This is a genomic window from Streptomyces sp. NPDC001373 (assembly GCF_042895815.1).
Lineage (GTDB): Bacteria > Actinomycetota > Actinomycetes > Streptomycetales > Streptomycetaceae > Streptomyces.
The window spans coordinates 353,327-369,734 of record NZ_JBIAWQ010000007.1 but is presented as its reverse complement, the minus strand read 5'-3'; the positions used below and the strand labels follow the sequence as shown (position 1 = coordinate 369,734).

The 16,408-nt window shown below is 73.7% G+C and carries 19 protein-coding genes; 13 read left to right on the top strand and 6 right to left on the bottom strand.

Going from position 1 to position 16,408, the window contains the following annotated elements; all coding sequences use genetic code 11:
* The first annotated feature begins 140 nt into the window (after positions 1-140).
* Entirely contained in the window at positions 141-365 is a 225-nt protein-coding gene (locus ACFY15_RS19185) for an acyl-CoA carboxylase subunit epsilon (protein ID WP_390686716.1), read from the top strand.
* Positions 366-386: 21 nt separating this feature from the next.
* Here ACFY15_RS19185 and ACFY15_RS19180 read toward each other — a convergent pair whose 3' ends face one another.
* Complete coding sequence (locus ACFY15_RS19180) at positions 387-2,018, bottom strand: FAD-dependent oxidoreductase (RefSeq protein ID WP_390686424.1); 1,632 nt, start codon at positions 2,016-2,018, stop codon at positions 387-389.
* A 292-nt stretch (positions 2,019-2,310) separates the two neighbouring features.
* Here ACFY15_RS19180 and ACFY15_RS19175 point away from each other — a divergent pair, with 292 nt between their 5' ends.
* The 10 genes from ACFY15_RS19175 to ACFY15_RS19130 all read left to right on the top strand — a co-directional run bounded on the left by ACFY15_RS19175 (position 2,311) and on the right by ACFY15_RS19130 (position 11,428).
* A complete protein-coding gene (locus ACFY15_RS19175; protein ID WP_390686425.1) occupies positions 2,311-3,396 on the top strand; it encodes a SchA/CurD-like domain-containing protein in 1,086 nt (361 codons plus the stop codon).
* Between the two features lie 112 nt (positions 3,397-3,508).
* Positions 3,509-3,955: a cupin domain-containing protein gene (locus tag ACFY15_RS19170; protein WP_390686426.1), complete on the top strand. Its 447-nt coding sequence runs from the start codon at positions 3,509-3,511 to the stop codon at positions 3,953-3,955.
* Complete coding sequence (locus tag ACFY15_RS19165) at positions 3,952-5,223, top strand: beta-ketoacyl-[acyl-carrier-protein] synthase family protein (protein WP_390686427.1); 1,272 nt, start codon at positions 3,952-3,954, stop codon at positions 5,221-5,223. Before ACFY15_RS19170 ends, ACFY15_RS19165 begins: the two co-directional genes overlap by 4 nt.
* Complete coding sequence (locus ACFY15_RS19160; RefSeq protein WP_390686428.1) at positions 5,220-6,470, top strand: beta-ketoacyl synthase N-terminal-like domain-containing protein; 1,251 nt, start codon at positions 5,220-5,222, stop codon at positions 6,468-6,470. The genes ACFY15_RS19165 and ACFY15_RS19160 overlap by 4 nt, the downstream gene beginning before the upstream one ends.
* Before the next feature lie 74 nt (positions 6,471-6,544).
* Positions 6,545-6,799 (top strand): acyl carrier protein, encoded by a 255-nt coding sequence (locus ACFY15_RS19155; protein ID WP_390686429.1) that lies wholly within the window; start codon positions 6,545-6,547, stop codon positions 6,797-6,799.
* Between the two features lies 1 nt (position 6,800).
* Entirely contained in the window at positions 6,801-7,280 is a 480-nt protein-coding gene (locus tag ACFY15_RS19150) for an SRPBCC family protein (RefSeq protein ID WP_390686430.1), read from the top strand.
* A gap of 40 nt (positions 7,281-7,320) precedes the next feature.
* A complete protein-coding gene (locus ACFY15_RS19145; protein WP_390686431.1) occupies positions 7,321-7,653 on the top strand; it encodes a TcmI family type II polyketide cyclase in 333 nt (110 codons plus the stop codon).
* Positions 7,654-8,004: 351 nt separating this feature from the next.
* Positions 8,005-10,065, top strand: coding sequence for an RICIN domain-containing protein (locus ACFY15_RS19140; RefSeq protein ID WP_390686432.1), 2,061 nt, complete (start codon positions 8,005-8,007; stop codon positions 10,063-10,065).
* 91 nt (positions 10,066-10,156) lie between these two features.
* Positions 10,157-10,822 (top strand): hypothetical protein, encoded by a 666-nt coding sequence (locus ACFY15_RS19135; protein ID WP_390686433.1) that lies wholly within the window; start codon positions 10,157-10,159, stop codon positions 10,820-10,822.
* A gap of 96 nt (positions 10,823-10,918) precedes the next feature.
* The gene (locus tag ACFY15_RS19130; RefSeq protein ID WP_390825808.1) at positions 10,919-11,428 is read left to right on the top strand and encodes a DUF664 domain-containing protein; all 510 of its coding nucleotides are present in this window, start codon (positions 10,919-10,921) and stop codon (positions 11,426-11,428) included.
* A 58-nt stretch (positions 11,429-11,486) separates the two neighbouring features.
* On the opposite strand, the gene ACFY15_RS19125 is transcribed toward ACFY15_RS19130, so the two are convergent.
* From ACFY15_RS19125 to ACFY15_RS19115, 3 genes are read right to left on the bottom strand one after another with little or no spacing between them, the layout of a single operon-like run.
* Positions 11,487-12,305 carry a hypothetical protein gene (locus ACFY15_RS19125; RefSeq protein WP_390686435.1) on the bottom strand — a complete coding sequence of 273 codons (819 nt, stop codon included), beginning with the start codon at positions 12,303-12,305 and terminating at the stop codon, positions 11,487-11,489.
* Positions 12,302-12,955, bottom strand: a complete 654-nt coding sequence (locus tag ACFY15_RS19120; RefSeq protein ID WP_390686436.1) for a response regulator — start codon at positions 12,953-12,955, stop codon at positions 12,302-12,304. Before ACFY15_RS19120 ends, ACFY15_RS19125 begins: the two co-directional genes overlap by 4 nt.
* On the bottom strand, positions 12,943-14,211 hold the full coding sequence (locus tag ACFY15_RS19115) for a histidine kinase (RefSeq protein ID WP_390686437.1): 1,269 nt from the start codon (positions 14,209-14,211) through the stop codon (positions 12,943-12,945). Before ACFY15_RS19115 ends, ACFY15_RS19120 begins: the two co-directional genes overlap by 13 nt.
* Positions 14,212-14,388: 177 nt before the next feature.
* Between ACFY15_RS19115 and ACFY15_RS19110 the strand changes: the two genes are divergently transcribed.
* Complete coding sequence (locus ACFY15_RS19110) at positions 14,389-14,844, top strand: hypothetical protein (protein ID WP_390686438.1); 456 nt, start codon at positions 14,389-14,391, stop codon at positions 14,842-14,844.
* Positions 14,845-14,863: 19 nt separating this feature from the next.
* Here ACFY15_RS19110 and ACFY15_RS19105 read toward each other — a convergent pair whose 3' ends face one another.
* Positions 14,864-15,274 carry an organic hydroperoxide resistance protein gene (locus ACFY15_RS19105; RefSeq protein WP_042815907.1) on the bottom strand — a complete coding sequence of 137 codons (411 nt, stop codon included), beginning with the start codon at positions 15,272-15,274 and terminating at the stop codon, positions 14,864-14,866.
* Positions 15,275-15,393: 119 nt separating this feature from the next.
* On the opposite strand from ACFY15_RS19105, the gene ACFY15_RS19100 reads away from it, so the two are divergent.
* Entirely contained in the window at positions 15,394-15,876 is a 483-nt protein-coding gene (locus tag ACFY15_RS19100; RefSeq protein WP_390686439.1) for a MarR family winged helix-turn-helix transcriptional regulator, read from the top strand.
* Between the two features lie 21 nt (positions 15,877-15,897).
* Here ACFY15_RS19100 and ACFY15_RS19095 read toward each other — a convergent pair whose 3' ends face one another.
* Positions 15,898-16,344, bottom strand: a complete 447-nt coding sequence (locus ACFY15_RS19095) for a MarR family winged helix-turn-helix transcriptional regulator (RefSeq protein WP_390686440.1) — start codon at positions 16,342-16,344, stop codon at positions 15,898-15,900.
* Between the last annotated feature and the right edge of the window lie 64 nt (positions 16,345-16,408).

The window sequence follows — 16,408 nt, the reverse complement described above, 5'->3', positions numbered from 1 at the left end:
CCGTCACCCGGACGGCCGTGGACGACCGCTCCCCCGCGCGACACTCCCACGGACGGCCCCGTAGCGTCGTCAGCGTCGGGCCGACGGTCCGGCGGGCCCGGTCGGGCGAGGGGGAGACCTCCTGCTGAGAGGCCGTGACGATGCGAAGCGACGACGCGATATCCAGCCTGCTGCGGGTCCACCGGGGCACCGCCCGCCCCGAGGAACTGGCCGCGATCACGGTGGTGGTGGCCTGCCTCGCGGGCCGCACCGGCCGGCCGGCCGCCTCCCCCGGCCCCGCCCCGGGACATGCCCCGGCGCACCGCCGCCCACATCGTCGGCCCGGGGGCCACGGATGCTGGGCGGGGTGCTGGGCCTGCCGCTGAGCCGGAACCCGGCCTCAGCCGCTAGACGCGCCGCAGCAGCCGCGTCATCGCGTCCAGGAGCGCCCCGCGCGGGTCGGCCGTGCCGCCCTCGGAGCGCCAGGCGACGAACCCGTCCGGGCGTACGAGGACCGCTCCGCCGGCGGGCAGTTCGTGGAGCTCGGCCCAGTCCGCGCCGTCCGGCTGGACCAGGTCGGCGTCCGGGGCGGAGCCGACGGTGTAGGCGTCCAGGCGCGCCCCCAGCTCCCGCGCGACCTGCCCGGCGGCCTCCTTCCAGGGCGTGCCCGGGGAGCTGAGCAGCACGAAGGAGGTCTCGTACAGGTCCAGCAGGGAGATCCGCTGCCCGGCCCGCATCAGCCACATGTGCGGGGCGCGGGTGCCGACATCGCCCTTGAGCCTCATGGTCTCGGGGATGATCGGCCGGCCGGGATCGCCGCCGATGACGGCGCCCCGGGGGTAGCAGTAGCCCATGGCCGTGGTCAGGACGCCGCTGCCGGGGCCGCCGCCCATGGTGGGGGGCGGCACGTATCCGGGGTGGCTGTGTTCGGCCGAACGGGCGGAGGCGCGCTCGCTGGTGGCACGGGCCACGGGCAGCCGCTCGTCCTCGTAGGTGTGCAGCAGACCGGGTCCGGCGGAGCCGCCGAGCACGGCGGCGATCTTCCAGGCCAGGTTGTGCGCGTCCTGGATGCCGGTGTTCGAGCCGAATGCGCCGGTCGGGGACATCTCGTGGGCGGCGTCGCCGACGACGAAGACCCGGCCGACCGAGTACTGCTGTGCCACGCGCTCGGCGGCGTGCCAGGGGGCCTTGCCGCCGATCTCCACGTCCAGGTCGGGCACGCCGATGGCGTTGCGGATCTGGGCGGTGCAGCGCTCCTCGGTGAAGTCCTCCAGCGTCTCGCCCGTCTCCGGGTGCCAGGGGGCGTGGAAGACCCACTGGGTCTCGTTGTCCACCGGCAGCAGCGCCCCGTCGGCTCCCGGGCGCATCAAGTAGCAGACGATGAAGCGCAGGTCGCCCAGGAGCTCGGCGAGGCGTTCGGAGCGGAAGACGATGCTGACGTTGTGGAACAGCTCGCCGCTGCCGGCCTGGCGGATGCCCAGGGCCTCGCGGACGGGGCTGCGCGGTCCGTCGGCGGCGATCAGGTAGTCGGCGCGGACGGTGAGGTGCTCGCCGGTGTCCCGGTTCTTCACGAGGGCGCTGACGCCGTGGGCGTCCTGTTCGAAGCTCATCAGCTCCGTGGAGAAGCGCACGTCGGCGCCCTGGGCGCGGCTCTGCGCGGCCAGTACCGGCTCGATGTTGTTCTGGCTGCACAGGCACCAGCCGGTGGGGCTGAAGCGGGCCAGCGCCCCGGTGGGGTCGACGGCCTTGATGAGCCACTTGTGCTCGCCGCCGATGAGCGCCTGCGTCTGCAGGATGCCCTGGTTGGCCTCGAGGGCGGAGGCCTCCTTGCGGATGGCGGGTTCGACGCCCGCCGCCCGGAACAGCTCCATCGTGCGGGCGTTGATCCCCCGTCCGCGCGGGTGGACGGAGGTTCCGGCGTGCTTCTCGACCACCATGTGCCTGATGCCGTGGCGGCTCAGGAACAGCGAGGTGGAGAGGCCCACGAGGGAACCGCCCACGACGAGGACCGGTACGCGGACATCGGCATGCTCTTCCATCGGCTGCGGGCTCCTGTTTCGTGTGGGGGCTGTGCAGGGGCAGTGGACGGCTTATGCCCCCGATCAGCCTTCTTGTCCGGGCGAGTCGCGTCTTGTCACCCGCTTGATCCGGAGATGTCGCGATCCGCACCCGGGCGGATGACGATGAGCGACAGCGGCGGCCCCTCCCGACCGGACCGCCCGCGTCCGGTGACCGGGGGCCACGGGGCCCGCATGCCCGGGCCGTTGCCGCCGGACGACGCAGGGGAGCGCGTACGCGCCGGCGTCCGCGCCCTCACGAAGGAGTGAACAGATGACCACCACCCTGTCCGAACGGGTGTCGCAGTCCGCGTTCGACGGCTCCATGCTCCGGGTCGTCCTGCTGATGGACCTCCACGAGGGTGCCCAGCAGGAGTTCTTCGAGGCCTACGAGCGGCTGCGGCACGACATCGCCTCGGTGCCCGGGCACCTGGGCGACCAGCTCTGCCAGTCCTTCGAGAACCCCGCGCAGTGGCTGATCACGAGCGAGTGGGAGAGCGCGCCGCAGTACCTCGCCTGGGTCAACAGCGAGGCGCACGCCGAACAGGTCAAGCCGCTGGGCGCCTGCGCCCGCTCGATGCGCCCGCTGAAGTTCACGGTGCTGCGCGAGACCGGCCGGCGCTACGACGCGTCGCAGGGGCGGTTCGGTGCGCGGCTCCAGGAGGCGCCCCGGCTCGGTGAGGGGATCGTCCGGCACGCGCTGACCTTCACGGTCAAGCCGGGCAGCGAGGGGAAGGTCGCCGAGATCCTGTCCTCGTACGACTCCCCGGCCGCCCGCGTCGACGACCACACCCGGCTCCTGCGCACCTCCCTGTTCATGCACGGCAACCGGGTGGTGCGGGCCGTCGAGGTCCAGGGCGACCTGACGGCGGCCCTGCGGCACGTGTCCGAGCAGCCCGAGGTACGGGCCGTGGAGCACGCCATCAACCCCTACCTGGAACAGGACCGGGACCTGTCCGACCCGGAGTCCGCCCGGATGTTCTTCATGCGCGCGGGCCTCCCGGCGGTCCACCACGTCGAAGCGCACGGCCCGCAGCCGGACCGGGTGACCCGGCACGCGCTGTTCTACCCGGCCAAGCCGGGCTGCGGCCCGATGGTCGCCCGGTTCCTCGCCCAGCAGGACGAGGCGGCCGCGAAGATCCCCACCAGTCCCGTGCTGAGCAGCAGCATCTTCCAGCGCGACGACGTGGTGGTCCGCCTGCTCGACGTCACCGGGCCGGCCGACGGCCGCTTCGCGGGCGGCTTCGGCCTGGACGGCACGCGTCGGGCGGCGGTGCTGGACCGGCTGCTGGCCGGGGCCCCGCAGGCCCCGCACCCCATGGAACCGATCACCGACCGCCGGGCTCCGGAACAGCCCTGACCCGGACGGGAGCGGCACCCGCGAGGGTGCCCGCCCCCGGCCCGTACCACCCCACCCCCACTCCCACCGGCAGCCCATGAGAAGGCTCCCGTCCGCCAGGAGGAAGTCCGTCATGACCAGACATCACCCGCGCATCGTCGACCTCAGCGAGACCCAGCCCAACCGCAGGCGCGGAGGTGATCTGCGCGCGGTCCTCACCCCGACCTCGGTGGGCTCGACCAGCGGATTCATGGGCCTGGCGGTGATGGCTCCGGGCGAGTCGATCGCCGAGCACTACCACCCGTACTCCGAGGAGTTCGTGTACGTGGTCGCCGGCACGCTGGAGGTCGACCTCGACGGCGAAACCCATCCGCTGCGCACCGACCAGGGGCTGCTGGTCCCGCTGAACATGCGCCACCGGTTCCGCAACGTCGGTGACACCGAAGCCCGGATGGTCTTCCACCTCGGCCCGCTCGCCCCCCGCCCGGAACTGGGGCACGTGGACACCGAGGAGGCAGGGAACCCGGACGCCACCGCCTGGGCGGAGCGGCCGCCGGAGCGCACGGGGGCGGTCTCGTGACCGGCCGGCGGGTGGCCGTCACGGGGGTGGGGGTCGTGGCCCCCGGCGGTATCGGGGTCACCGCCTTCTGGGACCTGCTGTCCAACGGCCGTACGGCGACCAGGGGCATCACCCTCTTCGACCCGGACGGGTTCCGCTCCCGGATAGCCGCCGAGGTCGACTTCGACCCCTCCGAGCACGGCTTCACCGAGGACGAGGCGGCGCGGGCGGACCGGTACATCCAGTTCGCCCTCGTGGCCGCCCGCGAGGCGGTGGCCGACGCCGGCCTGGAGCTCGACGGCGAGAGCGCCTGGCGCACCGGCGTCTCCCTGGGCACGGCGGTCGGCGGCACCACCCGGCTGGAACACGACTACGTGGACGTCAGCCAGCGGGGCACGTGGTGGGACGTGGACCACCGCCTCTCCTCCCCCTTCCTGCACCGGGCCTTCACCCCCGCCACCCTCGCCTCGGCTGTGGCGGAGCAGACGGGGGCGCGCGGTCCCGTACAGACCGTGTCCACCGGCTGCACCTCCGGGCTCGACGCCGTCGGGTACGCGGTGCACTCCATCCAGGAGGGCCGGATGGACGTCTGCATCGCGGGCGCCTCCGACTCCCCGGTCTCCCCCATCACCGTGGCCTGCTTCGACGCCATCAAGGCGACCTCGGCGAACAACGAGGACCCGGCGCACGCCTCCCGGCCCTTCGACGCCGACCGGGACGGGTTCGTCCTCGGCGAGGGCGGCGCCGTCCTGGTCCTGGAGGAGCTGGAGCGGGCGCGGGCCCGCGGCGCGCGGATCTACTGCGAGATCGGCGGCTACGCCACCTTCGGCAACGCCCACCACATGACCGGGCTGACCGCCGAGGGCCTGGAGATGGCGCGGGCGATCGAGACCGCGCTGGCCCAGGCCCGGGTCGACGCCCGGGAGATCGACTACGTCAACGCGCACGGCTCCGGCACCAAGCAGAACGACCGCCATGAGACGGCGGCCGTCAAGCGGGTCCTCGGTGACCACGCCTACAGGACGCCGATGACCTCCATCAAGTCCATGGTGGGGCACTCGCTCGGCGCCATCGGGGCGATCGAGCTCGCGGCCTGCGTCCTGGCGATGACCCACCAGGTGGTCCCGCCGACCGCGAACTACGAGACCCCCGACCCGGAATGCGACCTGGACTACGTGCCGCGCACCGCCCGCGGGCACACCCTGCGCAACGTGCTGTCGGTCGGGAGCGGCTTCGGCGGCTTCCAGTCCGCCGTGGTCCTGACCCAGCCCAAGGAGGTACGCGCGTGAAGAGACCCACTGCCGGCCCCGTGGCGGCCGTCACCGGTATCGGTGTCGTCGCGCCGAACGGGATCGGCGCGGAGGCCTTCTGGAAGGCGACCCAGGCCGGCGACAGCGTCCTGGACCGGGTGACCCGGCAGGGCTGCGAGCACCTTCCCGTGCGGGTGGCGGGCGAGGTGCGGGGCTTCGACCCGGGCACTCTGGTCGAGGACCGGTTCCTCGTCCAGACGGACCGCTTCAGCCACTACGCGCTGGCCGCGGCCGACCTGGCGCTGGAGCACGCCCGGCTGGGCCGCGCCGACTACGCGGACGACCCGTACGCGGTGGGCGTGGTGACGGCGGCCGGCTCGGGCGGCGGCGAGTTCGGGCAGCGCGAGCTCCAGCGGTTGTGGGGGCAGGGCCCCCGCTACGTCGGCCCGTACCAGTCGATCGCCTGGTTCTACGCGGCGAGCACCGGCCAGATCTCCATCCGGCGCGGGTTCAAGGGCCCGTGCGGTGTGGTGGCGAGCGACGAGGCGGGCGGGCTGGACGCCTTCGCGCACGCCGCCCGCGCGATCCGGCAGGGCAGCCGGGCCATGCTCGTCGGCGCGACGGAGGCCCCGCTCGCACCGTACTCGGTGGTCTGCCAGGTGGGGTACGAGGGGCTGAGCACCGGGGACGACCCGGAGCGCGCCTACCGCCCCTTCACCGCGAAGGCCTGCGGGTTCGTCCCGGCGGAGGGCGGCGCCATGTTCACCGTCGAGGACGCTGCCGGGGCCGCGCGGCGGGGCGCGCCCGTCCGGGCCCTGCTGGCCGGGCACAGCGCCACCTTCACGCCGCCGGGGCGGCCGCGGGACTCCGAGGGGCTGGCGCACGCCATCCGCGGGGCCCTGCGGGAGGCCGGCTGCGCGCCGGAGGAGGTGGACGTGGTCTTCGCCGACGCCCTGGGCACGCCCGAGGCGGACGCGGCCGAGGCGGCGGCGCTGCGGGAGGCGCTCGGCGCGTACGGGTCGAAGGTGCCGGTGACGGCGCCCAAGTCCGGTACAGGGCGGGCGTACTGCGCTGCCGGCGCCCTCGACGCGGCCGCCGCCGTACTGGCGCTGGAGCACGGTGTCCTGCCGCCCACGCCGAACGTCTTCGACGTCTGCCACGACCTCGAGGTGGTCACCGGCAGCGCCCGCGTCGCCCCCCTGCGGACCGCGCTCGTCCTGAGCCGCGGCCGGATGGGGTCGAACGCGGCACTCGTCCTGCGCAAGGGACCCGAGTCCGGCGCGTAGGGATCCGACCCCCGTCCGTCAGGGCCGTGCGGGAGACCGGCCGGCCCCCGGAAGCAGGAGAGAGAGAAGGCACCATGTCCGAACGACTGACCATGGAAGAGCTGGCGACGCTCATGAAGAGCGCCGGCATCACCGTCGACCCCGCCGAGCTGACGAGCCGTCCGGACGCGCGGTTCGACGACTACGGCCTCGACTCGCTGGGCCTGCTCGGGATCGTGGGAGAGCTGGAGAACCGGCGCGGCCGGTCGCTGCCCACGGACGCCGACCGCTGCAAGAGCCCGCGCGAGTTCGTCGACCTCGTCAACAACAGCCTCATGACAGGAGCCTGAGATGGCCGGCCACACCGACAACGAGATCACCGTCAAGGCGCCCGTGGACGTCGTCTGGGACGTCACGAACGACCTGCCGAACTGGCCCGAGCTGTTCAGCGAGTACGCGTCGATCGAGATCCTGGAGCAGGCCGGGAACACCACCCGGTTCCGCCTGGCCATGCACCCCGACGAGAACGGGGTGGTGTGGAGCTGGGTCTCGGAGCGGACCGTGGACCGCGCGGGCCTCACGGTGAAGGCGCGGCGGGTGGAGACCGGCCCGTTCGCGCACATGGACATCCACTGGGAGTACGGCGAGGTTCCGGGCGGCACCCGGATGCGGTGGGTGCAGGACTTCGCGATGAAGCCGGACGCCCCGATCGACGACGCGGGGATGACCGACCGCATCAACCACAACTCCAGGATCCAGATGGAGCTGATCCGGGACAAGATCGAGCGCGCGCACCGGGCGAAGGCCAAGTCCCCGGCGGGCCGGCGCTGACCCCCTCCCCTCCCCCGCCCCACCCGAAAGGCGACTCCCGATGCACCAAGCCCTCATCGTGGCCCGGATGGCACCCGGTTCCGCGCCCGACATCGCCGGCCTGTTCGCCGCTTCGGACGCCGGCGAACTGCCGCGCCTGGTCGGGGTCCGGCGCCGCAGCCTCTTCCAGTTCGGGGAGGTGTACATGCACCTGGTCGAGTGCGACACGGACCCGGGACCGGCCATCGCCAAGGTCGTCGGGCACCCGGAGTTCCGCGAGCTGAGCGACCGGCTCCAGGCGTACGTCAGCCCGCACGACCCGGAGACCTGGCGCAGCCCCAAGGACGCGATGGCCCAGCGGTTCTACGTCTGGGAGCGGGACGCCGCCCGGTAGTCCGTACGGGTGCCCAAGCCTGCGCCGCACCGCCGGACGGCCTGGGCACCCACGGCCAGTGACGGAAGGAATTCGGCAGGTAGTTTTTGAATGAATACCTGACTGAATTCCCGTCAACAAGGTTCCGCCTCTTATCTCGATTTGATAACGACCTCCCTTTAAAGGCCTGGACCTTTGTCGTGCGACGCGCGTAACTCCCTTGATTTCGCGGTAAATTGACAGTTCATCAAATCATGGCCGAAGGTAACGGATAGATTTCCCGCGCCCGGCTCCCGTTTGTCCGAATTCTCCACGGCGCTCATCTGGCACGCTTCTGCGCACCCACTCCCCTGACCAGGACTTGAGGTGCGCATGACAGCACGACCCATGGGCCGGCGCCGCCGGACCGACCAGCGACGCACACCGCGGAAACTGATACTCCTGACCGCCGCGGCGGCGTCGGCGGCGCTGCTCGCGGGCGGATTCGCCTACTCCCGCCTCGGTCCCGACGCCGCGGCGGGAACGCCCGCACTGGCCGGGGCACCGGCCGCCGCCGCCGAACCGGCCGCCGCGCCGGCCCGGGACGAGGAGCCGGCCCCGCTCGCGAAGAAGCCCTCGAACGAGGACGCCAAGGGCATGGTCTACGACGGCCTCGACACGGCCCCCAAGGGCGACCGCTGCGCCGGCGTCTACCGCACGCAGGCCGGACTCTGCACCCACGGCCCCGACGCCCCGCCCAAGGACATCGACATCAAGGCCGACGTCCAGCCCGTGGTGAAGACCAAGGCCGCGGCGGCCGACCCCGCCGCCCCCGCCTCCGCCGACCCGGCCGCCACGGAAGGCGGCGGGCGCCCTCAGGACGCGCCCGCCGCCGACGCCCGCAGCGTCGCCGCGAGCGCGAAGGCCCCGGCCCCACCCTCCGGCGGCCAGGCCGTCGCCACAGGCCCGGCCGGACAGACCGTCCAGTGCGACGGCGACGGCAGCACCGGCAACCGCGTCCAGGTCGTGTACGTGCACGGCCCGGGCCGCGACCGCTACGCCGAGTACGCGGCCTCGTTCCGCAAGTGGGCCGTCGACGCCGACATGATCTACGCGGCCAGCGCCAAGGAGACCGGCGGCATCCGCCACATCCGCTACGTGACGGCCGCCGACTGCACCCCCTCGGTGCTCAACGTCGAGCTCCCCGACTCCGCGCTCTCCGAGTTCAGCGCCACCAACAACGCGCTGGCGGGCAAGGGGCTCAACCGCCGCGACCGCAAGTACATGATCTTCGCGGACGCCCAGGTCTACTGCGGCATCGGCACCTTCAACGGCGACGAGCGCCACGGCCAGGACAACCTGAGCAACTTCGGTCCCTCCTACGGGCGCACCGACTCCGGCTGCTGGGGCGGCCACACCGCCGCGCACGAACTCGGCCACAACCTGGGCGCGGTCAACAACAGCGCGCCCAACACCAGCCGGGGCGCGCACTGCACGGACGAGTACGACGTCATGTGCTACTCGGACACGCCGTACTACCCGCAGATGCGCTACGTCTGCAACAACCAGGCGAAGGAGAACATCCTCGACTGCAACCACGACGACTACTTCCACACCAACCCCCAGGCCGGCAGCTACCTGGCCACGCACTGGAACATCGCGGACAACCAGTTCCTGATGCGCACGGAGGGCGGCGGCGGAACCGACCCGAACCCGAACCCCTCCCCGAAGCCGACGCCCTCGCCCACCAAGAAGCCCTCGGGGGCCCCGGCGGTGACGGCCGGCCAGATCCAGTCGGACTCGGTGGTGCTCAGCTGGCCCAAGGTCGAGGGCGCCGCCTGGTACCAGGTGCTGCTCAACGACAAGCACCTGACCTGGGTCCAGTCCACCTCCCTGCGCGTCTACAACCTCCGTCCCGGCACGGCCTACACGGCGGCCGTCTCGGTCCGCGACACCTCCGGCCGCGACAGCGGTCCCGGCACGGCCGCGTCCTTCCGCACGGCCGGCTCCGGCGGCGGCGCCACGACCACCCCGGGCACCCGCTACGTGCTCGGCAACGGCAGCAGCGGCATGGCCGCCGAGCTGTGGGGCGGCCGCACGGCCGACGGGACCGTCCTCGTCGCCGGCCGCTCCAACGGCTACGCGCAGCAGCAGTGGTACTTCGACGACGCGGGCAACGGCCTCGTGCGGATCCGCTCGGCGGTCTCCGGCAAGTGCCTCCAGCCCGGCGGCGCCCCGGCCGCGGGCATGTGGATCGCGCAGCAGCCCTGCGGCGGCTCGGCCGCCCAGCAGTGGAAGGTGTCCTCACGCGACGGCGCGGTGACCGTCTCCGACCCGAGCGGCGGGTTCGCCCTCGCGGTGAGCAGCCGGCCCTACTACGGCGACTGGCTGCTCGAACTCCAGCGCGCGGACGGCCGTCCGGCGCAGGTCTGGACGGCCCGCAAGGCCGCCTGACCCCTGGTGACCGGCGGGCGGCCCCACTCCCCTGGGGCCGCCCGCCCTCCTTTCGCCCCTCCCTCCCGCACTCCACCTCATCTGGAGCACCGTGAGCACTCCGAGCACCGCGCCGGCCCGCATCCGAGGCGCCGCCCTGCCTCCCCTGACCGCGCTGGCCCTCACCGTGATGGGCGTCGCCCTCGCCGGCCCCGCCCACGCCCATGGCGACAACCTGAACGTGGTGATCACCGGCCAGCGGGCCGGGCATGTCACCGCCGACGTCACCTGGGAGAACGACGGCGACGCCGTCGACGAGGCCGTGGCCGCCACCGTGAACGCCGTCAGCGCCGACGGCACCCGCACGGAGGGCCCCTGGAAGCTGGTGCGCGACCCCGGCCGGGCCGCGGGCTGGACCACCGCCGAGACGCTCCCGGCCGGAACCTGGACGGTGACCGTGGAGGCGGGCTTCCCCTCGCTCGGGCACGCCCGCAAGGAGGTCGGCGTACCCGTGGCTGACCCGGCCGACCCGGCCGCCTCCCCCGCTCCGGCTTCCCCGCCGCCGGCCTCCCCCGCTCCGGCCTCCCCAGCCGCTCCGGCCCCGGTCGGCGCGACGGCCCCTCCCGCCTCTTCCGTACCCCCCTCCTCCACCGCCTCGGCGGACCCGGCCGGGGGGAGCAGCGGCACCGGCTGGTGGACGACCGCCGGCGTGGCGGGTATCGCCCTGCTGGGCGCGGCCGCCGGCATCCTCCTGCGCCGGGTCCGCCGCCACCGCTGACGGAGTGTCGCCCCGCCCGGCGGGGCGGGGCCCTGCATGGTGGTTCCGGGCGGCGGAACACCTCGCACCGCCACGGACTACGGCTGGGGACGGCTCATGAAGGCAACGGAGGTACTCGCGGACGGCTTCGGGCGGATCCGGGAGGCGGTCCACGAGGCGGTCGGCGGGCTCTCCGCCGAACAACTCAACGCCCGGCCCGACCCGGAGGCCAACTCGATCTCCTGGCTGGTGTGGCACCTGACCCGGATCCAGGACGACCACGTGGCCGACGTCGCCGGACAGGAGCAGGTCTGGCGGTCCGCCGGCTGGGCCGACCGCTTCGCTCTGCCGCTGCCCGCCGCCGACCACGGCTACGGGCACACGGCCGAGCAGGCCGGAAGCGTCCGCGTCGACTCGGCCGACCTCCTGCTCGGGTACCACGACGCCGTGCACGAACAGTCCCTGCGCTTCGTCCGCGGCCTGGCGGCGGCCGACCTGGAGCGGATCGTCGACGAACGCTGGGACCCCCCGGTCACCCTGGGGGTCCGACTGGTCAGTGTCCTCGCCGACGACCTCCAGCACGCGGGCCAGGCGGCCTACGTCCGGGGGCTGCTGGAACGGCGCTAGCGCCACGGGGAGGTGCTCGCGGCCGGCGGCGGGTGGCCCGTCGTCCTGGCCGCCCGGGTCAGGGGCCGGGGGCCCGGAAGCCGGCGCCGGCCCGGCCCGCGCCCGCCTCCAGGTCCAGGGTGCGGGTGGCCGCAGGGTCGCGCAGGGCGTCCTCCGTGTCGCAACGGCCCGCGCCCGCCCGGCAGGTGACGCGGTAGCGGGTGGCCGTGGGGAGGGTGATCTCCAGGCGGCCTGCGCCGACGCGGCCGGTGACCCGGTCCGGCGGGGCGGCGAAGGCGACGTCCGCACTCCCGGCGTCGGCCCGGACGTCGGCCTGCGGGGCGGTGAGGCCGGTGGCGCGCAGGGTGCCGGATCCGACGCGCGCCCGCAGGGGGCCGCGCAGATCGGCCAGGACCAGGCCGCCCGATCCCATGTCGGCGTCCACGGCCCCGTCCAGACCGCTGACGGTGACCCGGCCGGAGCCGCCGGAGACCTTGACGGGGATCCCCGCGGGGACGGTCACCTGGAGGCTGACGGAGCACCCGATGCCACCGGTGATCCCGATCTCGGTGCCGGGGCAGCGCGGGGCCAGCCTGAGGGTATCGCCGAGCCAGCTCTCCTCGATGTCCGGCTTCCGCAAGGACCAGGTCAGATCGGCCCGGTAGCCGACCGTCCGGTCCCCGCCCGGGGTGATGGTCACGTCCGCCTCGCCGCCGTCGACCTCCAGCGCGGTCACGGACCGGCCGGCGCTGTCGCGGACCACCGTGGAGGTCTGCGCCCCGGTGTTCACCCCCACCTGCCAGCCGGCCGCCGCCACGACGAGGACGGCGCTCAGCACCGCGGCCGTGTACCAGGCGAGCCGCGGGGCGCGTCCGGCCGGTGCGGCCGAACCGCTCACGAGGCGCCGTCCAGGAACCGCAGGACCGCTAGGACGCGCCGGTGGGCCTCGGCGGCCGGGGGCAGGTCGAGCTTGGTGAAGATGTTGTTGATGTGCTTGGCCACGGCGCTCTCGCTCACGACGAGTCCGTCCGCGATGCCCGCGTTGGAGCGGCCCTCGGCCATCAGGGCCAGGACCTCACGCTCGCGCGGGGTGAGCCGCTCCAGGGGGTCGGGGCCGCCGCGGCGCAGCAGCAACTGGGCGACGACCTGGGGGTCGAGGGCGGTACCGCCGGCAGCGACGCGGCGCAGGGCGTCGATGAACTCCTCGACGTCGGCGACGCGCTGCTTGAGCAGGTAGCCGATGCCGGCGCCGCTCTGGGAGGACAGCAGGTCGGCCGCGTAGCGCTCCTCGACGTACTGGGAGAGCAGCAGCACGGCCGTCTGCGGGCTCTGGCTGCGGATCATCAGGGCGGCCCGGACACCCTCATCGGTGAATCCGGGCGGCATCCGGACGTCGACCAGGGCCAGGTCGGGCCGGTGCTCCTCGACGGCGGCGAGCAGCCCCTCGGCGTCGCCGGTCTCGGCGGCCACCTCGAATCCGGCCATTTCCAGGACTTTGACAAGACCTATGCGCAGGAGGACGGAGTCCTCCGCGATCACAGCCCGCACGGCAGCTCCACGGTGACGACGGTCGGGCCCCCGAGAGGGCTGTTGATCAGGATGGTTCCGTCGACCGACCCTACGCGTTTGCGCAGGCCGGTCAGGCCGGTGCCGCCGGCCGGATCGGCGCCGCCGGCCCCGTCGTCGGTGACGACGACGCGCAGCACCTCGCCGCGGGGGCCGCCCGGGACCCGGGCGACGGTGACCGAACAGCGGCGGGCGCGGGCGTGTTTGGCGACGTTGGCGAGGGCCTCGGAGACGACGAAGTAGGCGACGGCCTCGACGGTGGGGCCGGGCCGTTCGGCGAGGTCCACGGTGAGTTCGACGGGCAGCGGGGCGCGGGCGGCGATCCCGGAGAGGGCGGCGTCGAGGCCGCGGTCCTCCAGGACGGCCGGGTGCAGGCCCCGTACGAGGTTGCTGAGTTCCTCGATGGCCTCCTTCGCCTCGCGGTGGGCCTCGTCGATGACGGCCTTGGCCTCGGGCGGGAGGCCGGTGAGGGTGGCGCGGGCGATGCCGAGGTTCATGGCGAGGGAGACGAGGCGCTGCTGGGCGCCGTCGTGCAGGTCGCGTTCGATGCGGCGGCGTTCGATGTCGGCCGCGTCCAGGACGCCGGCGCGGCTCTCGGCGAGGTCCTCGACGCGGCGTTGGAGTTCGCTGGCCCGGTTGGGGCCGAGGAGGGAGGCGGCGGCGTGGGCGTCGAGCCGGGTCAGGGCGGCGGCCAGCCAGGGCGCGGCGAGCAGCATGAGGACGCCGCCGACGGTGAGGAGGTCGTACTGGCCGGTCCAGCCGGGGTCGGGGATTCCGTCGTCGGAGGGGAGCAGCCAGACCCAGCCGTAGGCGCAGGCGCCGACGAGGCCGCCGGTCCAGGTGAGGACCAGGAGGACGGCTCCGAGGGCGGCGAGCGGGCTGACGGCGAGGTGGTAGGCGTACTGCCGCCGGGTGGCCTCGGAGCGCAGCCGTTCGGCCAGGCCGCGTGCGGTCCGCCAGGGGTGGGCGTGGGCGACGGGCGGCAGGTCGAGGCCGAGCAGCGTCCGGAAGCGGCTGCGCTGGAGCTTCGTCAGGAGCGGGGCGAGCAGCGGGAAGAGCAGCAGCGGCAGGCTGCTGCGGCCGGGGGTCGCGGTGAGCAGGAGGAAGCCGGTGGCCAGCGGCAGCGCGGGCGGGATCGCCGCAGTGCTGAAGGCCGTGTTGCGCCAGGCCCAGGCCGACCACGGGGTGTGCGCCGCGGTCCAGGTGTACGAGCGCTTCAGCGCGCCCCAAGTTGCCATACCCGTACGGTAATCGGACAGGTCAGGGGGGCCGCCACCACCCTGGTGCCCGGTGGGGGGTGCACCTGGCACCACCCCCGGTTCGGTCGGTGGGGTTACTGATCCCGGCCGCGCGGGCGGACAGAGTGGTGATGTGCCCGGCGGACGGACCGCCGGCCCGGAAGGAGACCCTCAGCCATGGCCCTCGCCGCCCCGCAGTTCCAGGCCCGCCGTGACACCGCCGCCGTGCGCACGGCGGCCGGTCGGCCGGGGTCCCTGCGGGCGGGTCTGCGCCTCCCCCGGCTCGCGACGGTGCTCACCGGGTGCGGGCTGGCGCTGCTGCCGTGGATGGCCGTGCTGGCGGGGACGATGCCGCAAACGGCCGAGGTGTCCCACTGGGCCGCCGCCTGGACAGGCCTCGACGCGGCGCTGGCCGCCGGGCTCGCGGGGACGGGGCTGCTGCTGCGCAAGGGCGATCCGCGGGTGGCTCCGGTGGCGGCGGCGACGGCGGCGCTGCTCGCGATGGACGCCTGGTTCGACGTGACCACCTCGACGGGCACGGGCGGGCAGGGTCTGGCGCTGCTGCTGGCGGCCTGTGCGGAGCTGCCGCTGGCGGTGGCCTGCGCGGTGGTGGCCGCGCGGCGCACCGCCTGAGCGGCGGGGCCCTGCCGGACTACTCGATGACGAGCTCGACGGGGATGTTGCCCCGGGTGGCCTTGGAGTACGGGCACACCTCGTGCGCCTGCTTGACGAGCAGGGCGCCGGTCTCCCCCTCCAGGGACTCGGGCAGCTCGATGCGCAGGGTCACGGCGAGGCCGAAGCCGCTCGCGTCCTGGCCGATGGAGGTCTCGGCGGTGACGGAGATGTCGCCGGTGTCGACCTTGGCCTGGCGGCCGACCAGGCCGAGGGCGCTGGCGAAGCAGGCGGCGTAGCCGGCGGCGAAGAGCTGCTCGGGGTTGGTGCCCTGGCCGTTGCCGCCGAGCGCCGGGGGCATGGCCAGCGCGAGGTCGATCTGACCGTCGGAGCTGACGGCGCGGCCCTCGCGGCCGTTGGCGGTGGCGACGGCGGTGTACAGCGCGTCCATCGGAAGGTCCTTTCGGAGGGGCGGGGCGGCCGGTGGCCGACCCTCGACATAAATAGAGCACACAATTCAGTTGTGCACAACTCAATGGCTTGCAAGTCGGTTCGGGTAGACTGACCCCCATGACCGAGCTGCCCGGCGATACCCCCCGCGACCAGGACTTCCTCCGCCTCGACGGGCAGATCTGCTTCGCGCTGGGCGCCGCGAACCGCGCCTTCGGCGGGCTCTACCGGGTCGTCCTCAAGGACCTGGGGCTGACCTACCCCCAGTACCTGGTGATGCTGGTCCTCTGGGAGCACGGGACGATGCCGGTCAAGCAGCTCGGGCAGCACCTGCGGCTCGACTCGGGCACCCTCTCGCCCCTGCTCAAGCGGCTGGAGGCGGGCGGCCTGATCCGCCGCGAGCGCAGCACCGAGGACGAACGGTCCGTGCACGCGGCACTCACGGAAGAGGGCGCCGCACTGCGGGAGCGCGCGGTGGAGGTGCCGCGGCGGATCGCACGCGCCACCGGCTTCGAGCTGGCCGAGATCCGCGAGCTCCAGGAGCGCCTGGGCCGCCTGACCGCCGCCCTCGACGCGGCGGTCGACTCCGTCGGGCGGGACTGACCCGGAACCCGGTTCCGGACCTCAGACCTCCGGCCGGCGCTCCATCGCCGGGCGCAGGCGCTCCAGCAGGGCGTGGAGCGTCGCACCCTCGGCCTCGTCCAGGGTGTCCAGCGCGCCGTGCGTGGCCTGCATCTCCTCGCGCACCCGCCGCATGGTCTCGCGGCCCTCGGCGGTCGCCACGACGTTCTTGACCCGGCGGTCCCTCGGCTCCGGCTCACGCCGCACCAGCCCGCGCGCCTCCAGCCGGTCCACGATCCCGGTCACGTTGGAGGCGTCGCAGGCCAGCAGGGAGGCCAGGCCGCGCATCGGAACCGGGCCCCCGAGCTGGGCCAGGACCTTGGCCTGGGTGGAGGTCAGCCCGTACCGGGCGGCCGCGGCGGCGAAGTCCCGCCACTGGGCGGTGCCGATGGCGGCGAGCAGTTCCAGCAGTTCCAGCTTGGTGGGGCGGTGCGGCGCGGCGGTGCTCATGCCTCGGACCCTACTCGAGAATCGTTGACATTATCAACCTTTTACTTGACCACTTTAAGTATCT